This is a genomic window from Streptomyces botrytidirepellens (genome assembly GCF_003721215.1).
GTDB classification, from domain to species: Bacteria; Actinomycetota; Actinomycetes; order Streptomycetales; family Streptomycetaceae; genus Streptomyces; species Streptomyces himastatinicus.
This window is the reverse complement of the sequence record NZ_RIBZ01000330.1, coordinates 23,062-46,343: the sequence shown is the minus strand read 5'-3', so window position 1 is coordinate 46,343 and position 23,282 is coordinate 23,062. Positions and strand designations below refer to the sequence as shown.

Genomic DNA, 23,282 nt, shown 5'->3' with positions numbered 1-23,282 from the left:
GACAGCCGCCGCTGTCCGCCCGCTTCGCGAATCCACTCGGGGAGAGATCGCGCATGTCCCGCATACGGTCCGCTGCCTCCGCCGTCGCCGCGCTCGACCGTCGCACCTTCCTCACCGCCGCGGCAGCCACCGGCGCCACGGCAGGCCTCGGCATCGCCTTCGGGCCCGGCAGCGGATCGGCACGGGCCTCGCAGCCCGCCACGGCACGCACCGTGGGACGCAGGGTGGCCCAGGCGCCCGCCGCCCCCTCCAACGCCGGTACCACGCTGGAGACGTTCTCCGCGCCGATCACCGGCACCGAGGGCTACCGGCGCCTCGGCGACGGCCCGGCCTGGGACCGCCGGATACGCACCGACATCACCGGCGCCAAGGCGGGCCGGGAGGACCGGCGCACCGCCCTCGCCTCGTTCGTCCAGCTGACGGACATGCACCTGTCGGACGTTCAGCACCCGCTGCGCTACGAGTTCCTGCGCTCCGGGCGCACCGGCGCCTGGCGCCCCCACGAGGCGCTCACCGTCGTGGGCCTCGCCTCCCTCATCGAGCGGGTCAACGGGCTGCGCGGCGGCCCGGCCACCGGCGCCCCGCTCTCCTTCGTGATGACCACCGGTGACAACACCGACAACAACGCGAAGATCGAGCTGGACTGGTTCCTCACCGCCATGAACGGCGGCCGGATCACTCCCAACACCGGCGATCCGCGCCACTACGAGGGCGTGCAGAACAGCGGGCTCAAGGAGTTCTGGCACCCCGAGCAGGCGCTGCGCGACTCCGACAAGCAGCTCGGCTTCCCGCGCATCGAGGGCTTCCTCGACGCCGCCCTGCGCACCGTCAACAGCCCCGGGCTGCGGCTGCCGTGGTACTCCACCATCGGCAACCACGACGATCTGGCGGGCGGCGTCTACTCGTTCGGCGGCGACTACCTCGCGGACATCGCGACCGGCAAGCGGAAGCTCCAGCTCATCCCGGGCGACGAGGCCGCGGCGATCTACAAGGGCCAGCGCAAGGGCGTCGACCCCAAGGGCACCGACATGAAGGCGGTGGTGGAGGCGCACGCCAAGGAGATGCGCACGGTCACCCCGGACGAGCGCCGCGCGCCCTTCACCCAGCGGGAGTACCTCGCCGCCCACCTCGACCCGCTGGCCGCCGGGCCGGGCCCGGTCGGCCACGGCTACACCAAGGACAACCTCGAAGAGGGCACCCTCTACTACTCGTTCCGGATCTCCGAGAACGTCATCGGCATCAGCCTGGACACCACCGACCCGGGCGGCCACTACGCCGGCTCGATCGGCACCGCCCAGCTGAAGTGGCTGGAGAGGACGCTGAAGGAGCACAAGGACGACTACGTCATCGTCTACAGCCACCACTACAGCGACAGCATGGACAACATGAACGCCGACCCGTCCCGCCCGGATGAGGCCCGGCACGGCGGCGACGAGGTGGTCTCCCTCTTCCAGGCAAACCCCCACGTGCTGGCCTGGATCAACGGCCACAGCCACCAGAACGAGATCACGCCGCACGACACCTTCTGGGAGATCACCACCGCCTCCCACGTGGACTTCCCCCAGCTGGCCCGGGTCATCGAGGTCGTGGACAACCACGACGGCACGCTGTCCCTGTTCACCACGCTCATCGAGGCTGCCGCCCCGCGCCGCACCGACTTCGAGGACCTGTCGCAGACCGGACTCGCCGCGCTCTACCGCGAACTGGCCTTCAACGCGCCCGGCGCCAGCGAGACGCTCGCCGGTGACCCGGACGACCGCAACACCGAGCTGCTGCTGCGCAAGCCCTGACGGGCACGGCCGGTTGAGGATCAGCGCGGCAGGAGCATCACCTGGGGGGCCGGGCCGCGGTCGGCCGACGCGATCAGCGCCGTACGGACCACCGCGGCCTGCTCCTCCAGGCCCTCCCGGAGCCGCTTGGGCGTGACGCGCACGACCGTGATGCCCATCTCCTCCAGATGCTCGCGCCGCCGGGCCTGGGCGGTGCCCGGGACCGGCCCGCCGTGGCGCGGCGCCCGGGCGTCGATCTCCAGCGCGACGCCCTGGTCCCGCCAGTACGCGTCCACCCCGCCGAGCGCGGGCCCGCCCGGCAGCCGCAGCTCGACGTTCCACAGTGGTTCGGGCAGGTCGTAGCCGCGCACCATGTCGTACAGCCGCCCCTCGGCGATGGCCCGCCCCTCGGCGAGCAGCGCGTCCACGGCGTCGACGACATGCGGCCGGGACAGCAGCCGGGCCCCGCTCAGCTCCGTGACCACGGTCGCGGCGTCGCAGTGCCCCCGGCGCACGGACTCGGTGAGCAGCGCGCGCACCGTCACCGCGTCGGAGAGCCGGGCGACCGCGTCGGCCAGCGCCCGGGCCACCGGGGCGATGGGCATCCCGGCGCGCTCCTGCGGCGACGGGAGGGGGTGGGCGCGGACGAAGCGCACGAAGCCGGTGGAGCGCAGCCGCCGGGCGCGGGGCACGAGGACGTCGATGCGGTCGAGGGAGGCCAGCGGGGGAGCGGAGGAGAAGTGGTGCAGGGCGAGGGCCGCGAGCCCGGTGATCATCGCCTCGCCGTATTCGCCGTCCCTCGCTGATCCGTCACCGCCCGCGTGGCCGCGGCTCGCGGTGTACAGCAGCGCCGCGTACAGCCGCTCCTCGCCGGTCGGGGGACCCGGGTGCAGGAGGTGCACGCCCGGCAGCATCCGCTGCCAGGGGCCACCGGGTCGGCAGCGCTCGGCGGTCTGGGCCGCCGTCACGCCGTGGTCGCGCAGTTGATGCGTCGTCAGGACCCGGCGGCGGGCGTCCGAGAGGTGGTGGAGCGGGCGGGGGGACAGCGGTGTGTTGTGGTTCATGACCCCGCCATTCCCGCCCGCTTCGCCCCACTCACCGCTGTGACAGAACCGTCGACAAAACCGGACAACACCGCACTAAAGTACGGCAGTTCGAATGCCGAAAGGGCCCCCGCCGCGGTCGGTCATCCGGCGGCCCGCGCGTCGCACTCCTGCCCGCGCAGGGTCCGCGCGAGGTCGTCGCGGGACTCCAGCACCAGCCGGCGCAGCGCGGGCGGCGCCTCCGGGTGGCCGGTCAGCCAGGCGTCGGTCGCCGCCAGGGTGGTGGCGTCGCCCTGGGTGGACGGGAACAGCCCGCGCACGATCGCCATGGCGATCTCGATCGACCGCTCCTGCCAGATGCGCTCGATCGCCTCGAAGTAGCGCGGCGCGTACGGGGTCAGCAGCTCGCGCTGGTTCGGCTGGTCGAAGCCCGCGATGGTGGCCTCCACCAGCGCGTTCGAGAGCCGGTCGGTGTCCACCACGGCCGTCCACGCCTCGGCCTTGACCGCGGCCGAGGGCCGGGCGGCCAGGAGGCGCACCTGATGGCGCTTGCCGGACGCGGTGTCGTCGCGGGACAGCTCCGCCGCGATCGCCTTCTCGTCGGCCTCACCCTGCGCGGCGAGCGACGCCAGGAACGTCCAGCGCAGCTCCTGGTCCACATCGAGCCCGTCGATCCGCGCCGAGCCCTCCAGCAGCCCGCGCAGCATCCGCAGCTCGGTGTCGGCGGAGGCGACCTGGGCGAAGAACCGCGCCCAGGCGAGCTGGTGTCCGCTGCCCGGCGCGGCGAGCCGCAGCTCGCGCAGCGCGCCCTCGGCGATCCGGGCCCCGGCCTCGGCGCGGCCCTCCGGCGCGCTGTAGTGATGGAGGGCCGACTGCGCCCACGCCTGGACCATCTGGAGCACGCCGATGTCGGTCTCCGCCCCGGCGAACCGCTCCACCAGCGCGAGGTAGTCGCGGGCGGGCATCAGCCCGTCCCGGGTGAGGTTCCACAGCGCGGACCAGCACAGCGCGCGGGCGAGCGGGTCGCTCAGCTCGCCCAGGTGCTCGCGCAGGGTGTCCAGCGAGACCTCGTCGAAGCGGATCTTGCAGTAGGTGAGGTCCTCGTCGTTGACCAGGATCAGATCGGGCCGCTCCGCCCCGGTCAGCTCGGTGACGACCGTACGGGGGCCGTCGACGTCCACCTCGGCGCGCGCGTACCGCACCAGCGCCCCGGCGCGCTCCCCGGCGGCCGCGTCCTTCCGGTACAGCCCGACCGCGACCCGGTGCGGGCGCAGAGCAGGATGGGTGTCGGCCCCGGCCTCCTGGAGGACGGCCAGCTCGGTGATGTGCCCCTCGGCGTCATAGACGGCCTGCGGGGTCAGCACGTTGACGCCCGCGGTCTCCAGCCAGGCCCGCGACCAGGCCGCCATGTCCCGGCCGGAGGTCTCGGTGAGCACCGCCAGCAGATCGGCCAGCCGGGTGTTGCCGTACGCATGCCGCTTGAAGTACCGGCGGGCGCCCTCCAGGAAGGCGTCCTGCCCGGCGTAGGCCACCAGCTGCTTGAGCACGGACGCGCCCTTGGCGTACGTGATCCCGTCGAAGTTGAGCTTGGCGTCCTCCAGGTCCCGGATGTCGGCCGTGACCGGATGGGTGGACGGCAGTTGGTCCGCCCGGTACGCCCAGGACTTGCGGCGGTTGGCGAAGGTGATCCAGCCGTCGGTGAAGCGGGTCGCCCCGACCAGCGCGAAGGCCCCCATGAAGTCGGCGAACGACTCCTTGAGCCACAGGTCGTCCCACCACTCCATGGTCACGAGGTCGCCGAACCACATGTGCGCCATCTCGTGCAGGATGACCGTCGCCCGGTGCTCGTACGACGTCTGGGTGACCTTGCCGCGGAAGACGAACTCCTCGCGGAAGGTCACGCACCCCGGGTTCTCCATCGCGCCGATGTTGTACTCCGGCACGAACGCCTGGTCGTACTTCCCGAAGGGGTACGGATAGTCGAAGTGGTCGTGGAAGAAGTCCAGGCCCTGCTTGGTGACGGTGAAGATGTCGTCCGCGTCGAAGTGCTTGGCGAGCCCCTTGCGGCACAGCGCGCCGAGCGGGACCTCCAGCACCGAGCCGTCCGGCTGGGTGCGGCGGTAGCGGTCGCTCACGTAGTGGTACGGGCCCGCGACGACGGCCGTGATGTACGTCGAGATGGGCAGGGTCGGGGTGAAGCGGGTGGTCGCCCCGTCCCCGTCACCGGACGGCTCGACCCCGGTGGCCGTCCCGTTGCTCAGCACCGTCCAGCCCGCGGGGGCGGTCACCGAGAAGGTGAACGGCGCCTTCAGATCGGGCTGTTCGAAGTTGGCGAAGACGCGGCGGGCGTCGGCCGGCTCGTACTGGGTGTACAGGTACACCTCGCCGTCCTCGGGGTCCACGAAGCGGTGCAGCCCCTCGCCCGTGCGGCTGTACGCGCACCGCGCGTCCACCACCAGCTCGTTCTCCCCGGCCAGCCCCTCCAGGGCGATCCGGGCCCCGTCGAAGACGGCCGCCGGGTCCAGCTCCCGTCCGTTGAGCTTCACCGCGACGACCTCCGGCGCCACCAGGTCGGCGAAGGACGCGGCCCCCGGCTCGGCGCAGCGGAAGCGCACGGTCGTCGTCGAGCGGAAGGTGCGCGGCCCCGGTCCGGTATCCGCCCCGACCGCGGACCGCAGGTCGAGGGCCACGTCGTACGCGTCCACCGACAGCAGCCTCGCCCGCTCGCGGGCCTCTTCACGGGTCAGGTTCTCACCGGGCACGTAGCGGCTCCCCTCGGGTCCCTCTCGCCATTCGGACAGCGGGAATCATGTCACGCGGCACTGACACCCGGCATCGGGGAATGGTCCCCGGGTCCGGCCACGTTGTTCGTACGAGACAACCCTCGATACCTCTTTATCCGCGCGTGCCCGTCCGAGGAGAGACCGTGACCGAGACTGCCAAGACGCCCGCCGACTTCTGGTTCGATCCGCTGTGTCCGTGGGCCTGGATGACCTCGCGCTGGATGCTCGAGGTGGAAAAGGTGCGCCCGGTCGAGGTGCGCTGGCACGTGATGAGCCTCGCCGTGCTCAACGAACCCAAGCTGGACGAGCTCCCCGAGCGGTACCAGGAGCTGATGAAGACCGCCTGGGGCCCGGTCCGGGTCTGCATAGCCGCCGAGCAGAAGCACGGCAGCGACGTCCTCGGCCCGCTCTACACCGCCCTCGGCACCCGCTTCCACAACCAGGGCCTGGAGAAGGACCGCGAGACGATCGTGGCCGCCCTGGAGGAGGCCGGGCTGCCCGCCGACCTCGCGGACGCGGCCGACTCCGACGCCTACGACACCGAGCTGCGCGCCTCCCACAAGGCGGGCATCGACCTGGTCGGCCAGGAGGTCGGCACCCCGGTCATCGCCGTCCCCGGCTCGGACGGCGAGCAGATCGCCTTCTTCGGCCCGGTCGTCACTCCCGCCCCCAAGGGCGACGCCGCCGCCCGGCTCTGGGACGGCACCCTGATGGTCGCCTCGATCCCCGGCTTCTACGAGATCAAGCGCACCCGCACGGTGGGCCCGATCTTCGACTGACCCGGGCCGCCGCACCCCGATACGGCAGGGCCCCCGCGCGACTCGACCGCGCGGGGGCCCTGTTTTTCCGCCTGCCCGTGAAGGCTGAGAAGACGATCACGTGAGCAGGAGGTTGTGGGCACGCTCCTTCGCCGCCGTGTACCGGCGGGCGACATCCTGCCAGTTGACGACCTTCCACATGGCCTCGATGAAGTCCACCTTCTGGTTCTTGTACTGGAGGTAGAAGGCGTGCTCCCAGGCGTCGAACACCAGGATCGGCACCGAGCCCTGCCCCACGTTCCCCTGGTGGTCGTACACCTGCTCCACCACCAGCCGCCCGCTCACCGGCTCGTACGCCAGCACACCCCACCCCGACCCCTGGGTGGTCGCCGCCGCCTTGGACAGCTGCGCCTTGAACCGGTCGAAGGACCCGAAGTGCTCGGCGATGGCATCGGCCAGCTCTCCCACCCCGTCCTTCGCCAGCGGCTCACCACCACCGTCACCGGTCATGTTGGTCCAGTAGATGCTGTGCAGGATGTGGCCCGACAGATGGAAGGCCAGGTTCTTCTCCAGCCCGTTGATCGACCCCCACTGGTCCTTGTCCCGCGCCTCCGCGAGCTGCTCCAGCGTGTCGTTCGCGCCCTTCACGTACGTGGCGTGGTGCTTGTCGTGATGCAGCTCGATGATCTCGGGGCTGATGACAGGGGCCAGCGCCGAGTAGTCGTACGGAAGTTCAGGAAGTGTGTAGATGGCCATGCCAAGCCCTCCGGACTTTATTGCAATTAACTTGCAACTGCACGCTACCAGCAAGAGCTTGTCCCGCCGGTGGAGACCCGGGGGTTGCGCCAAAAGACCGAGGCGGGGCGGGCCCTCGGACTGAGGACCCGCCCCGCCTCGTAAGCGGAGGAGATGAGGGTCAGTGGCGCCCGGCCACCGCCTTCTGCCGTGCGTAGCCGATGAGGGCGAGCACCGCGGTCAGGCCGACGGTGAAGTACAGCTGGGTGCTGGTGTCGTCCTCGCGGAGCATCAGCAGCAGGACGGCGATGGTGGCGGCCAGGGCGACGTAGGTCAGGTACGGGAAGAGCCACATCTTGACCACCAGCTTCTCGGGGGCCTCGCGCTGGAGGCGGCGGCGCATCACGAGCTGGGAGACGGCGATGAAGGCCCAGACGACCAGCACCGCGGCGCCGACCATGTTGAGGAGCCACTTGAAGATGGTGTCCGGCCACCAGTAGCTGAGCAGCACCGCGACGAAGCCGAAGAAGGACGAGGCGAGCACGGTGAGGCGGGGGACGCCGCCGTAGACCCGGCCGAGGACGGAGGGGCCCTCGCCGCGGACGACCAGGGAGTAGGACATGCGGGAGGCGCCGTAGATGTTGGCGTTCATCGCGGAGAGCAGGGCGATCAGCACGATGACGTTCATGATGTTGCCGGCCGCGGGGATGTCGAGGTGGTCGAGGACCGCCACGTACGGGCCGTCCTTGACGACGGCCGCGTCGTTCCACGGGATGACCGTGACGACGACGACCATCGAGCCGACGTAGAAGAGGGCGATGCGCCACATCGCGGTGCGCACGGCGCCGGCGACGCTCTTGACCGGGTTCTCGGACTCGGCCGCCGCGATCGTCACCGTCTCCAGGCCGCCGTAGGCGAAGACGGAGGCGAGCAGGCCGACGACGAGGCCGTTCGCGCCGTTGGGCATGAAGCCGCCCTCGCCGGTGAGGTTGCTGCCGCCGGGGGCGTCGGTGCCGGGCAGGGCGCCGATGATGGCGAGGACGCCGAGGATGAGGAAGACGGAGATCGCGGCGATCTTCAGCGCGGCGAACCAGAACTCGAACTCGCCGAAGTTGCTGACGGCCGCGAGGTTGGTGCCGCAGAAGATCGCCATGAAGACGGCGACCCACATCCAGGAGTCGGTGCCCGGGAACCAGTGGACCATGATCCCGGCCGCGCCGATCGCCTCGGCGGCGATGCCCACGCACAGCAGGGTCCAGAACATCCAGCCGACGGTGAATCCGGCCCACGGCCCGATCGAGCGCTCGGCGTGCACGGAGAACGAACCGGACGCCGGGTTGGCCGCCGACATCTCGCCGAGCATCCGCATCACGAGCATCACGAGCAGCCCGGAGAGCGCGTAGGCCAGGATGATCGAGGGTCCGGCGGCGGCGATTCCGGCACCGGAGCCGACGAACAGTCCGGCGCCGATGACCCCGCCCAGGGCGATCATCGACAGATGGCGCTGCTTGAGGCCGTGCGAGAGCGGTCGCGAGGCGTCCGCGCCCGCGTCGGTCGCCGTCGTGCCGCTCTGCGGCGCGGAGGACGCAGGTGTCGGGTTCATGGCTGGTCTCTGTCCCTTGTGTGAGGGGCGGGCGGATGCAAAACGCCCCCAGTGTGAGGTGTGCGTCCGATCAGGACAACATTGATGTCAAACTTTTCTGGATATCGGACATGATGGTCACGCTCCGTATCGCGCCAATCTGTGCACCAATCTGCCGAAGCTGCCAACCCCGGGGCCCGGCCTTTGTGGTCATCCGATGGTGTGCGGCCGCTCCACGCCGGGTTACCGTCGCGTAGTCCACCCCCTCCCGACCTCGGAGTTCCGCTGATGAGCACTGTTTCTGCCACCGCCTCGACCGGTACGGTCCTCGCCGACGCGGTCTTTCCCGCGCGGCGCGTTCTCGCCCGTGACACCGCGCTCGTCGTGGGCGGCGCCGTGCTCACCGGCCTCGCCGCGCAGATCTCGGTGCCCGTGCCCGGCTCGCCGGTGCCGGTGACCGGCCAGACGTTCGCCGCGCTGCTGGTGGGCACCTCGCTCGGCGCCCGCCGGGGCTTCCTGTCGCTCGCGCTGTACGCGCTGGCCGGGATGGCGGGCATGCCCTGGTTCGCCGAGGGCGACTCCGGCGCCGCCATGCCGTCCTTCGGCTACGTGCTGGGCATGCTGCTCGCCGCGACCGTGGTGGGCGCGCTGGCGCGGCGCGGCGGTGACCGGGGCGCGCTGCGCACGGTGGGCACCATGGCGGTCGGCTCCGCGATCATCTACGCGATCGGCGTCCCGTACCTGGCGCTGGCCACGGACATCTCCCTCGGCCAGGCGGTGGCCGCCGGTCTGACCCCGTTCCTGATCGGGGACGCGCTGAAGGCCGCGCTGGCTATGGGCGCGCTGCCGGCCGCCTGGAAGCTGGTGGGCCGCCGCGGCTGAGCGTCACCGTCTTTCGATAGGCGTCGGGCGGGCTGGTCCTCCAGCCCGCCCGACGCATATCCGGTGCCGGAGGCTACCGGGACACGGACTCGGACTCCTTGGAGGAGGTCTGGGCCGCGGCGACCGGCTTGGGCCCGGCGACCTTGTCCCGTACCAGCGCGATGCCCACCACGAGCGCCGCCGCCAGGGTGGACAGCAGCACCTGCTCGCGTCCGGCGTCGTCGGTGAGCATGTAGACCAGCACGAACAAGATCATCCCGATGGTCGCCCAGGTCAGATACGGGAAGCCCCACATCCGGACGACGAGCTTGTCCGGGTTCTCGCGCAGGATGATGCCGCGCATCCGCAGCTGGGTGAAGCAGATCACCAGCCAGACGAAGAGCGCGACCGCGCCGGAGGAGTTCAGCAGGAACTCGAAGACCGTGTCCGGCCACTGGTAGTTGAACCAGACCGCGACGAAGCCGAAGACGACCGAGCCGAGGATCGCGGCCTGCGGCACACCGCGCGCGGTGGTCCTCGCGAACGCGGCCGGGGCGTCTCCGCGCTGCCCGAGCGAGAAGGCCATCCGGGAGGCGGTGTAGAGGCCGGAGTTGAGACAGGAGAGCACGGCGGTCAGCACGATGACGTTCATGACCTGACCGGCGTGCGGAATGCCGATCGAGTCGAGCGCGGCGACGTACGACCCGTTCTTGGCGATCGACTTGGAGTCCCAGGGCAGCAGGGTGACCACGACGAAGATCGAGCCCAGGTAGAAGACCGCGATACGCCAGATCACGCTGTTGGTGGCCTTGGAGACGGCCCGCTCCGGGTCCTCGGACTCACCGGCGGCCAGGGTGACGATCTCACTGCCCATGAAGGAGAAGACGACCAGCAGCACACCGGTGAGGATCGCGCCCGGACCGTTGGGCAGGAAGCCGCTGTGGTCGGTGAGGTGGGCCAGTCCGGCGCCCTCGTTCTCGGAGCCGGGCAGGAGGCCGAAGACCGCGAGCCCGCCGATGACGATGAAGGCGGCGATCGCGACGACCTTGATCCCGGCGAACCAGAACTCGAACTCACCGTAGGAGGAGACCGAGACCAGGTTGGCGGCGGTGAGCACGACCATCACGATCAGCGCCCAGCCCCACTGGGGCACGGCGGGCCACCACTCCTCCAGGATCTTGGCACCGGCGGTCGCCTCGACCGCCAGCACCACGACCCAGAAGAACCAGTAGAGCCAGCCGATCGAGAAGCCCGCCCAGCGGCCGAGCGCCCGGTCGGCATAGGCGGAGAAGGAGCCGGAGGTCGGGTTCGCGGCCGCCATTTCGCCCAGCATGCGCATCACGAGGACGACCATGAGGCCGACGAGTGCGTAGGAGACGAGGATGCCCGGTCCGGCCTTGGCGATGCCGGCGCTGGAGCCGACGAACAGCCCGGCGCCGATCACCCCGCCAATCGCGATCATGGACAGGTGGCGATTCTTGAGCCCGGCCTTCAGGCCGTCGGGGGAGGTCGCTGGTTGTGCGCTCATATGGCTCGATCCTTTGCTTCCGGAATAGGAGCGACGCCAGTGAATCTCAGGAGAACCGACAGGTGAACCTTCGATTTCAAATCGTTACTTGAGGTTTCCATGAGGTTCCTTGGTGTTGCGTGGTAATCACAGAGCGCCTACCCGGCGCGGCGGGAAAGACACGGCCATGCCACACTCAGGGCATGCGCGTGTACCTCGGCTCCGATCATGCCGGATACGAACTGAAGAACCACCTCGTGGAGTGGCTCCGGGCGGGCGGTCATGACCCCGTCGACTGCGGCCCGCACATCTACGACGCCCAGGACGACTACCCGCCGTTCTGCCTGCGCGCCGCCGAGCGGACCGCCGCCGACGCCGACAGCCTCGGCATCGTGATCGGCGGCTCCGGCAACGGCGAGCAGATCGCGGCGAACAAGGTCAAGGGGGTACGCGCCGCACTGGCCTGGAGCGAGCAGACCGCCGCCCTCGCGCGCGAGCACAACGACGCCAACGTGATCAGCATCGGCGGGCGCATGCACACCCAGGACGAGGCGACCAAGTTCGTCGAGATCTTCCTGGGCACCCCGTACTCGGGCGAGGAGCGGCACACCCGCCGCATCGACATGCTCGCCGAGTACGAGACCACCGGCGACCTGCCGCCCATCCCGGCCCACCACCCCGCCGGCGACTGATGCCCGAAGGGCACACCATCCACCGACTGGCCGCCGACCACCTCGAGAGGTTCGGCGGCCGGCCCGTCCGTGCCACCAGCCCCCAGGGCAAGTTCGCCGACGGGGCGGCCCTCGTGGACGGGCAGGTGCTCCAGCACGCCGAGGCGCACGGCAAACACCTCTTCCTGGACTTCGCGGCCACCGGATGGGTCCACGTCCACCTCGGGCTGTTCGGCAAGTACACCTTCGGCCCGGCCCCCGCCCCGCCGTCCACCGAGACCGTACGGCTGCGGCTGGCGGGCCCCGGGGGGTACGCGGACCTGCGCGGGCCGACCGCCTGCGCCCTGATCACCGACCCCGAGAAGCAGGCGATCCACGACCGCCTCGGGCCCGATCCGCTGCGCCCCGACGACGACGGCGGCGACGCCTGGACCCGGATCTCCCGCAGCCGGGTCAGCGTGGCCGCGCTGCTCATGGACCAGAAGGTGGTCGCGGGCGTGGGTAACGTCTACCGCGCCGAGGTGCTGTTCCGGCACGGCATCGACCCGTACCGCCCGGGCCGCGGGCTGGCCCGCGCCGAATGGGACGCGATCTGGTCCGACCTCGCGGAGCTGATGCGCGAGGGCGTACGGAACAACCGGATCGACACGGTCCGCCCCGAGCACACCCCCGAGGCCATGGGCCGTCCGCCGCGCGTCGACGACCACGGCGGCGAGGTCTACGTCTACCGCCGGGCCGGGCAGCCCTGCCACGTCTGCGGCGGTGAGATCCGTACCGCCGGTCTCGCGGCCCGCAATCTGTTCTGGTGCCCCGCTTGCCAGCAGGCGTAGGGCGCGCGGCCGCCCTTCGCGTCGGACGCCCCCGACACTCCGTCAGAAGGGGCCACCGGCCCACCCGCCGTCCGGGGTGCCGACAGAGCGCTCGCATTCGGTCAACTCCCGCCGGAACGCGGATTTCTCCGGCGGCCGGGGTACGACTCCGAAGGGGAGTACCAGCTTTCCGTACCAATCATCCCAAACAGCCGATCGAGCACCCCCCGCTCCGCGCTCATATCCCCATCCCCAGCAGCGGTTTCCCGTACACGCGCACGAATATCGCTTACGATTGCCCCCCTGGCTGGGTGGTTCAACGCGCCACGAATCGACGCGCGTCCGAACGGGTGGGTAGGGTCCCGATGCAATGACTGGCGGCGCGGACACTCCGATGGCCCGGATGCGCAAAGCTCTGCACCGGGCTCGCACAGGCGTGCGCAAAGCCGGAGTCGACTACTTCCGCGGCGAGGGCTCCGACCGGCTCGCCCTCACCCTGCTGCTCCTCGCCGTCCCCGCCATCGCCTGCGGCACCATCGCGACCCCCGACTGGTGCGCCCCCTCCGCCCTCGTCCTGCCGATCGTCGCGGGCGGACTGCTGCTGCGCCCCGCCAGCCTGCTCGCCCTGTACGCGGCCGCCGCCACCGCCCTCATCGTGGAGTCCGCCGTCCTCGGCCCGTACACCGAGGAGGACACCTCCGCCCGGGTCACCCCCGGCACCATCCTCGTGGTCGCCGCCGTCGGCTTCTCCGGGCTGCTCATCGCCCAGTTCCGCAGCCGGGTCGGCGTGCCCTGGCGGCGCGGCGGCACCATGCTCTTCGACCTGCGCGAGCGCATCCGCGTCCAGAGCAAGCTGCCCGCCCTGCCGCGCGGCTGGCACCGCGAGATGGCCCTCCGCCCGGCCGGCGGCCAGTCCTTCTCCGGCGACTTCGTGGTCGCCGCCCGCACCGGCAACGGCGGCCGCACCCTCGAAGTCGTCCTCACCGACGTCTCCGGCAAGGGCATGGACGCCGCCTCCCGCGCCCTCCTGCTCTCCGGCGCCTTCGGCGGCCTCCTCGGCTCGCTGCCCCCGCACGGCTTCCTCCCGGCCGCCAACGGCTATCTGCTGCGCCAGGACTGGGAAGAGGGCTTCGCGACCTCCGTCCACCTCGTACTCGACCTCGACAGCGGCGACTTCGAGCTGTTCTCGGCCGGTCATCTGCCCGCGCTCCAGCTCAGCGCGGGCACCGGCAAGTGGGAGGAGAAGTCCGCCGACGGCCCGCTGCTGGGCGTCTACGACGGCGCCCAGTTCGACCCCACCAAGGGCACCCTGCGCCCCGGTGACGTCCTGATGCTGTTCACCGACGGCCTCGTCGAGACCGCCGACCGCGACATCAGCGAGGGCATCGACCACCTGACGGGCGAGGCCGACCGCTACGTCGCCTCCGGCTTCCACGGCGCGGCCTGGCACCTGATCGAGACGGTGGCGAAGGACGTCAACGACGACCGGGCGCTCCTGCTGATCTGCCGCCAGTAGGGCCGCCGTACCGGGGGTTAACCCCACCCCGGTACGGCGGCGGCCGCCATGGCCCCGGGACACCCCCGATCCCTACGTTCGTAGGGCGCGAAAGACATCGGGCGAACTCCGGAGAAGGGCCACCACCATGCGGCTGCGCAAGCGGCGTACGACAGCGGCGCCCCCGGCGCCGCACCCCGCCCCTGCCACCCACGCCATCGAACTCCATGGCGTGCAGCGCCGCTACGGCCGCGGCGGCACCGCCGTGCACGCGCTCCGCGGCATCGACCTCGCCCTCCCGCACGGCAGCTTCACCGCCGTCATGGGCCCCTCGGGCTCGGGCAAGTCGACGTTCCTCCAGTGCGCCGCCGGGCTCGACCGGCCGACCGCCGGGACCGTCACGCTCGGCGGCACCGAGATCACCGGACTGAGCGAGAACAAGCTCACCACGCTGCGCCGCAGCCGCCTCGGCTTCGTCTTCCAGGCGTTCAACCTGCTGCCCTCCCTCACCGTCGAGCAGAACGTGCTGCTCCCGATGCGGCTCGCCGGAGCCCGCCCCGACCGCCAACGCGCCCGCGAGGTCCTGGCCCAGGTCGGGCTGCACGAGCACGCCCGGCGCCGCCCGGGACAGCTGTCCGGCGGGCAGCAGCAGCGTGTGGCCATCGCCCGCGCCCTCGTCACCCGCCCCGACGTCGTCTTCGCCGACGAGCCGACCGGCGCCCTGGACACCGTCACCGCCGCCGAGGTGCTCGGGCTGCTGCGGCACGCGGTGGACGCGCTCGGCGCGACCGTGGTGATGGTCACGCACGACCCGGTGGCCGCGAGCTACGCCGACCGGGTGCTGTTCCTCGCGGACGGACGCGTAGCCGACCGGCTCACCCGCGCCCCCGCGCACGAGATCGCCGACCGGATGACCCATCTCACCGCCCGCACCCCCGCGGCCCTCGCCGTCGTCCGGTGAGGGCGCTCACCAACGGACTGGCCCGCGCCTCCGTCCGCTTCAAGCCCGCCGCCTTCGCGGGCACCTTCGTCGCCCTGATGATGACCGCGATGATCGTGTCCGCCTGCGGCATCCTGCTGGAGACCGGAGTACGGGCCTCCGTACCGCCCGAGCGCTACGCGAGCACCCCGGTCGTCGTCGCCGCCGACCAGCGCGCGCACCACATCACCGGCCGCGGCGAGGAGCGGGAGGACGCGTCCGAGCCGGTCCCCGACCGGGCCCGGCTCGACGCCGCGCTCGTCACCACCGCCGCCCGCGCCCCCGGAACGGCCGCCGCCGCACCCGACACGACCGTCCCGCTGCGCACCGCCTCGCCGGGCACACTCTCCGGCCACGGCTGGGGCGCGGCGCCCTTCACCGGCGTGACGCTCACCACCGGCACACCGCCCCGGGCGGGCGACGTCGTGCTCGACGAGGGAGCCGCCCGCGCGACGGACACCGGGATCGGCGACAGCGTCACCGTGAGCGCCCCGGACGGCCGGTACGCCTTCCGGGTGTCCGGCATCGCCCGGGGCACGGCCGAGGACGGGCCCACGGCCTGGTTCACCGACGCCCGCGCCCGGGCCCTCTCCGGCCACCCCCGTACCGTCGACGCGATCCTCGTCCGCCCGGCCTCCGGCACCAGCCCGGACCGCCTGGCCGCACAGCTGAAGGACGCGTACGGCGGCACCGCGCGGGTGCACACCGGCGACGGGCGCGGCGCGGCCGAGGATCCCTCGCTCGCCGGGGCCAGGGAACTGCTCATCGCCCTCGGCGGCTCCTTCGGCGGGATCGCCACCGCCGTCGCCGTCTTCACCGCCGCGGGCACCGTCGCCCTCTCCGTCGGCCAGCGCGCCCGTGAGGTCGCCCTGCTGCGCGCGATCGGCGCCACCCCGCGCCAGATCCGCCGCTCCATCGCGGCCGAGGCGCTGCTCGTCGCCCCGCTCGCGGGCGCGCTCGGCTGCCTGCCCGGCGTCGCCCTCGCGCACTGGTGGTTCGGACAGCTGAAGGACAAGGGCGCGATCCCCGCCCCCGTGGAACTCTCGGTCTCCTGGATTCCGCTCGTCACCGCCGTCGGCGCGGGCCTGGTCAGCTCGCTGCTGGCGGGCCTGATGGCCGCCCGCCGCCCGGCCCGGATCAAGCCGGGCCAGGCGCTCGGCGAGGCGGCCGTCGAACGGCTGCGCCCCGGGGTGGTCCGCACCCTGCTGGGCACGGCGGCCCTGGTCGGCGGCATCGTGCTGGCCGGGGTCGCCGCCTCGGCCTCGGGGGAGGACGCGGCCAACACCGCGCTCGGGGTCGTGATGCTCTTCATGCTGGCCGTGGCCCTGCTCGGCCCGCTGGTCGCCCGGCTGTGCGCCTGGCTGATCGGACTGCCGCTGCGCGCGGGCGCGGCCCCGGCCGTCCTGGCGTCGGCCAACACCCTGGCCAACGCCCGGCGGCTGGCCTCCGCGATCACCCCGATCGTGCTGGCCGTGGCGTTCTCCTCGACGCTCGTGTTCCTGCACACCAGCGAGGACCATGCGCGGGCCGGGCAGCGGCGCGCCGGGATCGTCGCCGACCAGGTCGTGTCCGCACCCGGCGGCCTCCCGGCCGACACGGCCGACCGCGCCGCCTCCGTGCCCGGCGTGGCGGCGGCGGTGGGCGTGCTGCGCACCGGGGTGCTCGTCACGACGGGCTCGTCGCTCCAGGGCGAGACGGCGCAGGGCGTCTCCGGGAGCGGCCGTGCGCTGGCCGCCGTACAGGACCTGGACGTCCGCACCGGCCGCCTGGCGGACCTGGGGCCGGGCCGGGTGGCGGTCGACGCGAGCCTCGCGCAGTCGGCGCACGTCCGTGTGGGCGACCGGCTCCGGCTCCGCCTCCCGGACGGTACGAAGGCCGCCCCCGAGGTGGTCGCGACGTACGGCCGGGGCCTGGGCATCGCCCGGGTCACCCTGCCCCGCACGGCCCTGGCGGCCCACGTCACGTCGGCCTTCGACGCCGACGTGCTGGTACGGGACGACGCGGGCGCGGACCGCGAGGCCGTCGCGGCGGCGCTCGGGAAGCGGCTCGGCGAGCAGATCACCGGCCGGGACGGCTACGCGGCCGCCGAGGACCGGGACCGCGCCCTCAACGCCTGGTCCAACACCACCATGGCCGCGGTGCTCGGTGGCTTCGCCGCGGTCGCCGCCGCCAACACCCTGGTGATGACGGTCCTCGACCGCCGCCGGGAACTGGGCACCCTGCGCCTGATCGGATCGACCCGGCGACAGGTGCTGGAGATGGTGCGCTGGGAGGCGCTGCTGGTGGCCACGGCCGGTGTCGCGCTGGGCACGGCGATCGCCCTGGCCACGCTCGTACCGATGGCGCGCGGGCTGACCGGCGAGGGCCCGTACGTCCCGCCGCTGACGTACGCGGGTTTCGTGGGCGCGGCCGTGGCGCTCGGGCTCGCGGCGACCGCCCTGCCCGCCCGCGCGGTGCTGCGCCGCGAGGCGCCCGGAGGGGCGCGGTGAGCGAAACGACGAAGGGGCCGGGGAACGGCGAAGGGGCCGGGACCATGCGGTCCCGGCCCCTTCGGGCGATCTTCGAGCCGTCAGGCGGCCGTACGGTGACGGGCCTGCTCGGCGGGGTCCTTGCGGAAGGCCCACTTCATCTTCGGCTCCATCGCGAAGCGGAAGGCGCGCTGCACCGGCGGGGTGCACAGCACGGTGATGACGGAGGCGGCGACGACGGTGACGGTGATCTCACCCAGCGGCTTGTGCAGCCAGTCGATGTCGAACCAGCCCCAGAAGCGGGAGCCCTTGGCGAGGAAGCCGTGCAGCAGGTAGCCGTACAGCGTCCCGGCGCCGAGCACCGTGAACCACATGTGGCGCCGCGGCACCCAGGCGAAGAAGCACGCGGTGAGGACCATCGAGCAGCCGAACATGGCCAGGGTCATCACGGGGCCGGTCCACGCCGGGGCGGCCAGCTCCTGGACGCTGTCGCGGTGGTAGAACCAGGCCGAGTTCATCCGGGGCGCCGCCCAGTAGGCGAACAGCAGGGCGCACGCGAAGATCGGCACGGAGGCCATCCGCATCTTCGGGCCCCGCATCCGCTGGAAGTGCTCGGGCTTCATGCACAGGCCGATGACGAAGAACGGCAGGAACTGGAGGACCCGCTGGAGGTCGAGGTCGTCGCCGATGTCGGGCGAGACGGACGCCAGGGTGGCGATCGCCAGCGAGAGCGGGACCGGCCAGCGCACCAGTTTCCAGATCGGCGTCGTCAGCCGCCACACAAACAGCGCGACCAGGAACCAGGTCAGGTACCAGGGGTCGAGCAGGCTGATCGGGTGGCCCGGGTCGTCGTCGGCCCAGCGCTTGAAGAAGCTGTACGCGACCTCGAACAGCACGTACGGCACCGCGACCCCGGTGATGAGCCGCTTGAGCCGGTCCGGCCGCATGTCGAAGCTGCGGGAGAAGAAGCCGGAGATGATGATGAAGGCCGGCATGTGGAAGGTGTACACCGTCATGTACAGGGCTTCCGCGGTGCGGCTCGTATCGGTGAGCGGCTCCCACGAGTGGGCCATCGCGACCAGCACGATCGCGAGGTACTTCGCGTTGTCGAAGAACGCGTCCCGCTGCTTCGGCTTCGGCCCGGCAGGGGCGCTGGCGGCGGGCTGAGTCGCCTGGCGCCCTGCTTCTTCGCGCTGCGGTGTGGGGGACGCCCCGGCCTCGGCCTCCCGGGCCGGGGGGAGCGGGGACCGCTGGGAACCGTGCGGGCGCAGGGAGTTGGTCACAGGCCCTCCCACCAGGAGCTGGGGGAGAGCACCCGGGACCGCACTGCGCGTGGGGGAGAGATGGCAGCGTGGAACATCTGAGGCACGATAGCGCCGAAACCTCTAATGCGTAAAACCTCGTACAGGTCTTCCCCAGTAATACGGTTCACACTCCGGCCGATAGCCGACCGTTATCAAGTCGACATAGCGATCCGGTTGTTCGACATGAGGAACGAGGCTGTCCGTTCTGTCGGGTTTCATCCCCCTTAAATGGTGCATATGCCCCCCGAGTGGCTCCGGTGGAATGTCTGATTCATGGAAATCGGAATTCCCTTTCGGGTTATGCGATCAGGTCGAAAATTGATCAGTGTGCGGTCTCTCACGTGGCCTCTCGGATACCCCGCGGAATTGTGGGGAGCGTCACCCGTGTCCGCTCGTGTAAGGGATTCTTGACGGGGTACCAGCTGGGTGGGTGTGGTGTGCACCGACGCAGGTGATCACCTCACCCTGCTGCTGTGGAGCCGTAGTTGATGGCACGATGGTTGCAGCGGGGGTGTGCGAGGTCGCGTGCTTCCGGGGCCGGGTGAAGACATGAGCGACCGAGGAAGCGTGATCAGCTGTGGTCATTTCCCTGTCATTGGTGGTGCTGGTAGGGATCATCCTCGTACTGATGATCCGCGCCGGGAAGATGAAGGCGGGGCCGGCGCTCGTCGCCGCGCTCTTCGGCTTTCTCCTGGCCTCTTCCGACCTGGCGCCGAACATCCAGGACTTNCTCGTCGCCGCGCTCTTCGGCTTTCTCCTGGCCTCTTCCGACCTGGCGCCGAACATCCAGGACTTCCTCGACTCGGTCGCCAGCTCCATCAGCGACATCAATCTCTGAATACGCCGACGGCCCGGCCCCGGAGGATCCTCCGGGGCCGGGCCGTCGTGCGAGTGGAGCGGGCGACGGGAATCGAACCCGCGTAGCCAGTTTGGAAGACTGGGGCTCTACCATTGAGCTACGCCCGCACGCGCCGCGCGTCGCCCGGGTCTGATCACCCGGGCCGCGGCACGGGAAGCATCGTAGCGGGTCCGGGCCCTTTCCCGCACACCCTTGCCCGCCGGTGGAATATCGGGCAGCCGGGGCGTCCGCGGCCATGTACCCTACGTGTCGCACCGACGGGGTGTGGCGCAGCTTGGTAGCGCGTCCGCTTTGGGAGCGGAAGGTCGTCGGTTCGAATCCGGCCACCCCGACCATCCACAGGCGTCAAGATCGCGTTGTGGGCCGCGTCATGCTTGCGGTTACTATGCAAGCTGCGCGTCTGTGTCTTTCTTTACCGGGCGCGATCCGCTGCGAAGCATCAGTGCGAGGCAGCAGAACACCACACGTCAGCCCCAAGGAGACCGAACCGTGAAGAGCGCCGTGGAGAACCTGAACCCGACCCGGGTTCGGCTCACTGTCGAGGTGCCCTTCGAGGAGCTCAAGCCCAGCCTCGACGCGGCGTATAAGAAGATCAACCAGCAGGTCACGGTGCCTGGCTTCCGCAAGGGCAAGATTCCGGCCCGCATCATCGACCAGCGTTTCGGCCGCGGCGCGGTGCTGGAGGAGGCCGTCAACGACGCCCTCCCGAAGTTCTACACCGACGCGGTCAACGAGGGTGAGCTGAACCCGCTCGGGCAGCCCGAGGTCGACATCACGGAGCTCAAGGACAACGAGCTCCTGACGTTCACCGCCGAGGTGGACATCCGCCCGTCGATCGAGATCCCGGACTACTCCGGCATCGAGGTCACCGTCGACTCCGTCGAGGTCTCGGACGAGGACATCGACAAGTCGGTCGAGCAGCTGCGCGACCGCTTCGCCACCACCAGCCCCGTCGAGCGCGCCGCCGCCGAGGGCGACATCGTCGTGATCGACCTGGAGGCCAAGGTCGACGGCGAGGTGCTGGAGGACGGCGTCGCCGAGGGCGTCACCTACACCATCGGCTCCGGCGAGCTGCTCGACGGCATCGACGAGGCCGTGACCGGCCTGGAGGCCGGTGGCACCGCCACCTTCACCTCCGAGCTGAAGGGCGGCTCCGCGCAGGGCAAGGAGGCCGAGGTCTCCGTCAAGGTGAACGAGGTCAAGGCCCGCGAGCTGCCCGAGCTGGACGACGACTTCGCCCAGCTGGCCAGCGAGTTCGACACCCTCGAGGAACTGCGCGAGGACAGCCGCAAGCGGCTGGAGCAGTCGAAGAAGTACGACCAGGCCACCCAGGCCCAGGAGAAGGTGCTGGACGCCCTCCTGGAGCTGGTCGAGGTGCCGATCCCCGAGAAGCTGCTCGAGGACGAGATCCAGACCCGGAAGCACAACCTGGAGCACCACCAGCTCGGCCAGATGGGCCTGAACCTGGAGTCCTACCTGGAGCTTCAGGGCAAGTCCGCCGAGGAGTTCGACGCCGAGCTCAAGGAGCAGGCCGAGAAGGGCATCCGGACCCAGTTCGTCCTCGACGAGCTGGTCAACAAGGAGAAGCTGTCCGTCGGCCAGGAGGAGCTCACCGAGCACCTGATGCGCCGTGCGCAGTCCTCCGGCATGAGCCCGGACCAGTTCGCCCAGCAGGTCGTCGAGGGCGGCCAGGTGCCGATGCTCGTCGGCGAGGTCGCCCGCGGCAAGGCGCTCGCGGTCGTGGTCGAGGCCGCCAAGGTCGTCGACGACAAGGGCGAGACCGTCGACCTGGACGACGAGGACGAGACCGCCGAGACGGTCGAGGCCGCCGCCGAGGGCGATGAGGCCGCGGAGGCCTCCGAGGCCCCTGAGGCCACCGAGGCTGCCGCCGAGGCCGCTCCCGAGCAGGAGAAGGCGCAGGACAAGGCCGAGGGCTGATCCTCGCCGCTCCACAGCCCGTACGAACGGGCCCGAACGTCTGCACGCGTCCGGGCCCGTTCGTGTTCCGCGAAGTCCCCGGGCCGGTGGTGCCCCGGACCCGCGGAACCTGCGCTCAGAGCGAACAGTTCCTGATGCGGGATGGCGCCCGCCGACCAGCGCGTTAGGGTCCGTAGATACGAGGGCAGGGAGTCTCGCAGGTCCGCCGGATCGCACCGGCCGGCCCGTCCCGAGCCCAGAAGAAGACGCTGAGACGGCCAGTCGCCGTCAGAGACGAGCAGGTGGATACGTGACGAATACGATGCCTTCCGCCGCCGGCGAGCCGACCGGCGGTGGCCTCGGCGACCAGGTCTACAACCGGCTGCTCGGTGAGCGGATCATCTTCCTCGGCCAGCCGGTCGACGACGAAATCGCCAACAAGATCACCGCGCAGCTGCTCCTGCTCGCCGCGGACCCGGACAAGGACATCAACCTCTACATCAACTCTCCGGGCGGCTCGATCTCGGCGGGCATGGCGATCTACGACACCATGCAGTTCATCCCGAACGACGTCGTCACCATCGCCATGGGCCTCGCCGCCTCGATGGGGCAGTTCCTGCTGAGCGCGGGCACCCCCGGCAAGCGGTTCGCGCTGCCGAACGCCGAGATCCTGATCCACCAGCCGTCCGCGGGCCTGGCCGGTTCGGCCTCGGACATCAAGATCCACGCCGAGCGGCTGCTGCACACCAAGCGGCGGATGGCCGAGCTGACCGCGTTCCACACCGGTCAGACCGTTGAGCAGATCACCCGCGACTCCGACCGCGACCGCTGGTTCTCCGCCCAGGAGGCCAAGGAGTACGGCCTGGTCGACGACGTCATGGCCTCGGCCTCGGGCGTTCCGGGCGGGGGCGGCACCGGGGCCTGAGCCCCGCCGTCCCGTAGCCGACCTCCAGCCCTTTGATCGCCACAGGATGGTGAACACCCAGATGAACAACTTTCCCGGCAGCGGCCTCTACGACGGCCCGATGGCCGAATCGCGCTATGTCGTTCCGCGCTTCGTCGAGCGCACCTCCCAGGGTGTCCGGGAGTACGACCCGTACGCGAAGCTCTTCGAGGAGCGCGTGATCTTCCTGGGCGTCCAGATCGACGACGCCTCGGCCAACGACGTCATGGCGCAGCTCCTGTGCCTGGAGTCGATGGACCCGGACCGCGACATCTCGGTCTACATCAACTCGCCCGGCGGCTCGTTCACCGCGCTGACCGCCATTTACGACACGATGCAGTTCGTCAAGCCCGATATTCAGACGGTTTGCATGGGCCAGGCGGCGTCCGCCGCGGCCGTGCTGCTCGCCGCCGGCACCCCCGGCAAGCGGATGGCGCTGCCCAACGCACGTATCCTGATCCACCAGCCCTACAGTGAGACGGGGCGTGGTCAGGTCTCCGACCTGGAGATCGCGGCCAACGAGATCCTGCGGATGCGGTCGCAGCTGGAGGAGATGCTGGCCAAGCACTCCACCACGCCGATCGAGAAGATCCGTGACGACATCGAGCGGGACAAGATCCTGACCGCCGAGGAGTCGCTGGAATACGGTCTGGTCGACCAGATCGTCTCGACCCGTAAGACCTCGGTCGGCCTGGGCTGAAGCCCGGGTGGCCCGGCGCCCCTTGGACCAGTTAGGTCCAAGGGGGGCCCGAACCGGGGGCCCGGCAAGGTACCGTCATAGAGGGCTGGGGGCCGGCCC

17 protein-coding genes and 2 tRNA genes are annotated in these 23,282 nt (G+C 70.9%); 12 read left to right on the top strand and 7 right to left on the bottom strand.

Annotation, left to right across the window (positions count from 1 at the left end; genetic code table 11):
- The first annotated feature begins 53 nt into the window (after positions 1–53).
- Positions 54–1,790, top strand: a complete 1,737-nt coding sequence (locus tag EEJ42_RS29995; protein ID WP_123104875.1) for a TIGR03767 family metallophosphoesterase — start codon at positions 54–56, stop codon at positions 1,788–1,790.
- A 20-nt stretch (positions 1,791–1,810) separates the two neighbouring features.
- Here the strand turns inward: EEJ42_RS29995 and EEJ42_RS29990 are convergent, their stop codons facing one another.
- Together EEJ42_RS29990 and pepN are read right to left on the bottom strand one after the other, a co-directional pair.
- Positions 1,811–2,833: a hypothetical protein gene (locus EEJ42_RS29990; RefSeq protein ID WP_123104873.1), complete on the bottom strand. Its 1,023-nt coding sequence runs from the start codon at positions 2,831–2,833 to the stop codon at positions 1,811–1,813.
- Positions 2,834–2,955: 122 nt separating this feature from the next.
- Entirely contained in the window at positions 2,956–5,574 is a 2,619-nt protein-coding gene (gene pepN / locus EEJ42_RS29985; protein ID WP_123104871.1) for an aminopeptidase N, read from the bottom strand.
- Between the two features lie 164 nt (positions 5,575–5,738).
- On the opposite strand from pepN, the gene EEJ42_RS29980 reads away from it, so the two are divergent.
- Complete coding sequence (locus tag EEJ42_RS29980; RefSeq protein ID WP_123104869.1) at positions 5,739–6,374, top strand: mycothiol-dependent nitroreductase Rv2466c family protein; 636 nt, start codon at positions 5,739–5,741, stop codon at positions 6,372–6,374.
- Between the two features lie 96 nt (positions 6,375–6,470).
- Here EEJ42_RS29980 and EEJ42_RS29975 read toward each other — a convergent pair whose 3' ends face one another.
- Together EEJ42_RS29975 and EEJ42_RS29970 are read right to left on the bottom strand one after the other, a co-directional pair.
- Positions 6,471–7,109: a superoxide dismutase gene (locus EEJ42_RS29975; protein WP_123104867.1), complete on the bottom strand. Its 639-nt coding sequence runs from the start codon at positions 7,107–7,109 to the stop codon at positions 6,471–6,473.
- Positions 7,110–7,269: 160 nt separating this feature from the next.
- The gene (locus EEJ42_RS29970; RefSeq protein ID WP_123104865.1) at positions 7,270–8,691 is read right to left on the bottom strand and encodes an amino acid permease; all 1,422 of its coding nucleotides are present in this window, start codon (positions 8,689–8,691) and stop codon (positions 7,270–7,272) included.
- Between the two features lie 267 nt (positions 8,692–8,958).
- Here EEJ42_RS29970 and EEJ42_RS29965 point away from each other — a divergent pair, with 267 nt between their 5' ends.
- Positions 8,959–9,552: a biotin transporter BioY gene (locus tag EEJ42_RS29965; RefSeq protein ID WP_123104863.1), complete on the top strand. Its 594-nt coding sequence runs from the start codon at positions 8,959–8,961 to the stop codon at positions 9,550–9,552.
- Between the two features lie 73 nt (positions 9,553–9,625).
- Here EEJ42_RS29965 and EEJ42_RS29960 read toward each other — a convergent pair whose 3' ends face one another.
- On the bottom strand, positions 9,626–11,059 hold the full coding sequence (locus EEJ42_RS29960) for an amino acid permease (RefSeq protein WP_123104861.1): 1,434 nt from the start codon (positions 11,057–11,059) through the stop codon (positions 9,626–9,628).
- A 182-nt stretch (positions 11,060–11,241) separates the two neighbouring features.
- Between EEJ42_RS29960 and EEJ42_RS29955 the strand changes: the two genes are divergently transcribed.
- The 5 genes from EEJ42_RS29955 (at position 11,242) to EEJ42_RS29935 (ending at position 17,481) form a co-directional block, all read left to right on the top strand.
- Entirely contained in the window at positions 11,242–11,730 is a 489-nt protein-coding gene (locus EEJ42_RS29955) for a ribose-5-phosphate isomerase (protein WP_123104859.1), read from the top strand.
- On the top strand, positions 11,730–12,539 hold the full coding sequence (locus EEJ42_RS29950; protein ID WP_123104857.1) for an Fpg/Nei family DNA glycosylase: 810 nt from the start codon (positions 11,730–11,732) through the stop codon (positions 12,537–12,539). Before EEJ42_RS29955 ends, EEJ42_RS29950 begins: the two co-directional genes overlap by 1 nt.
- Positions 12,540–12,888: 349 nt before the next feature.
- Entirely contained in the window at positions 12,889–14,034 is a 1,146-nt protein-coding gene (locus EEJ42_RS29945) for a PP2C family protein-serine/threonine phosphatase (protein ID WP_123104855.1), read from the top strand.
- Positions 14,035–14,161: 127 nt separating this feature from the next.
- Positions 14,162–14,974, top strand: a complete 813-nt coding sequence (locus EEJ42_RS29940; RefSeq protein ID WP_123104853.1) for an ABC transporter ATP-binding protein — start codon at positions 14,162–14,164, stop codon at positions 14,972–14,974.
- Positions 14,971–17,481 carry an FtsX-like permease family protein gene (locus EEJ42_RS29935; protein ID WP_246097481.1) on the top strand — a complete coding sequence of 837 codons (2,511 nt, stop codon included), beginning with the start codon at positions 14,971–14,973 and terminating at the stop codon, positions 17,479–17,481. Before EEJ42_RS29940 ends, EEJ42_RS29935 begins: the two co-directional genes overlap by 4 nt.
- Before the next feature lie 80 nt (positions 17,482–17,561).
- On the opposite strand, the gene EEJ42_RS29930 is transcribed toward EEJ42_RS29935, so the two are convergent.
- Both EEJ42_RS29930 and EEJ42_RS29920 read right to left on the bottom strand, forming a co-directional pair.
- Positions 17,562–18,743 (bottom strand): acyltransferase family protein, encoded by a 1,182-nt coding sequence (locus EEJ42_RS29930; RefSeq protein WP_123104851.1) that lies wholly within the window; start codon positions 18,741–18,743, stop codon positions 17,562–17,564.
- A gap of 913 nt (positions 18,744–19,656) precedes the next feature.
- Positions 19,657–19,730, bottom strand: a tRNA-Gly gene (locus EEJ42_RS29920).
- Positions 19,731–19,881: 151 nt separating this feature from the next.
- On the opposite strand from EEJ42_RS29920, the gene EEJ42_RS29915 reads away from it, so the two are divergent.
- The 4 genes from EEJ42_RS29915 to EEJ42_RS29900 all read left to right on the top strand — a co-directional run bounded on the left by EEJ42_RS29915 (position 19,882) and on the right by EEJ42_RS29900 (position 23,183).
- Positions 19,882–19,958: transfer RNA gene (locus tag EEJ42_RS29915), tRNA-Pro, on the top strand.
- 154 nt (positions 19,959–20,112) lie between these two features.
- Positions 20,113–21,561 carry a trigger factor gene (gene tig, locus EEJ42_RS29910; protein ID WP_184503340.1) on the top strand — a complete coding sequence of 483 codons (1,449 nt, stop codon included), beginning with the start codon at positions 20,113–20,115 and terminating at the stop codon, positions 21,559–21,561.
- Between the two features lie 289 nt (positions 21,562–21,850).
- Positions 21,851–22,465 carry an ATP-dependent Clp protease proteolytic subunit gene (locus EEJ42_RS29905; RefSeq protein WP_281291531.1) on the top strand — a complete coding sequence of 205 codons (615 nt, stop codon included), beginning with the start codon at positions 21,851–21,853 and terminating at the stop codon, positions 22,463–22,465.
- A gap of 61 nt (positions 22,466–22,526) precedes the next feature.
- Positions 22,527–23,183, top strand: a complete 657-nt coding sequence (locus tag EEJ42_RS29900; RefSeq protein WP_039941924.1) for an ATP-dependent Clp protease proteolytic subunit — start codon at positions 22,527–22,529, stop codon at positions 23,181–23,183.
- Positions 23,184–23,282 lie beyond the last annotated feature (99 nt).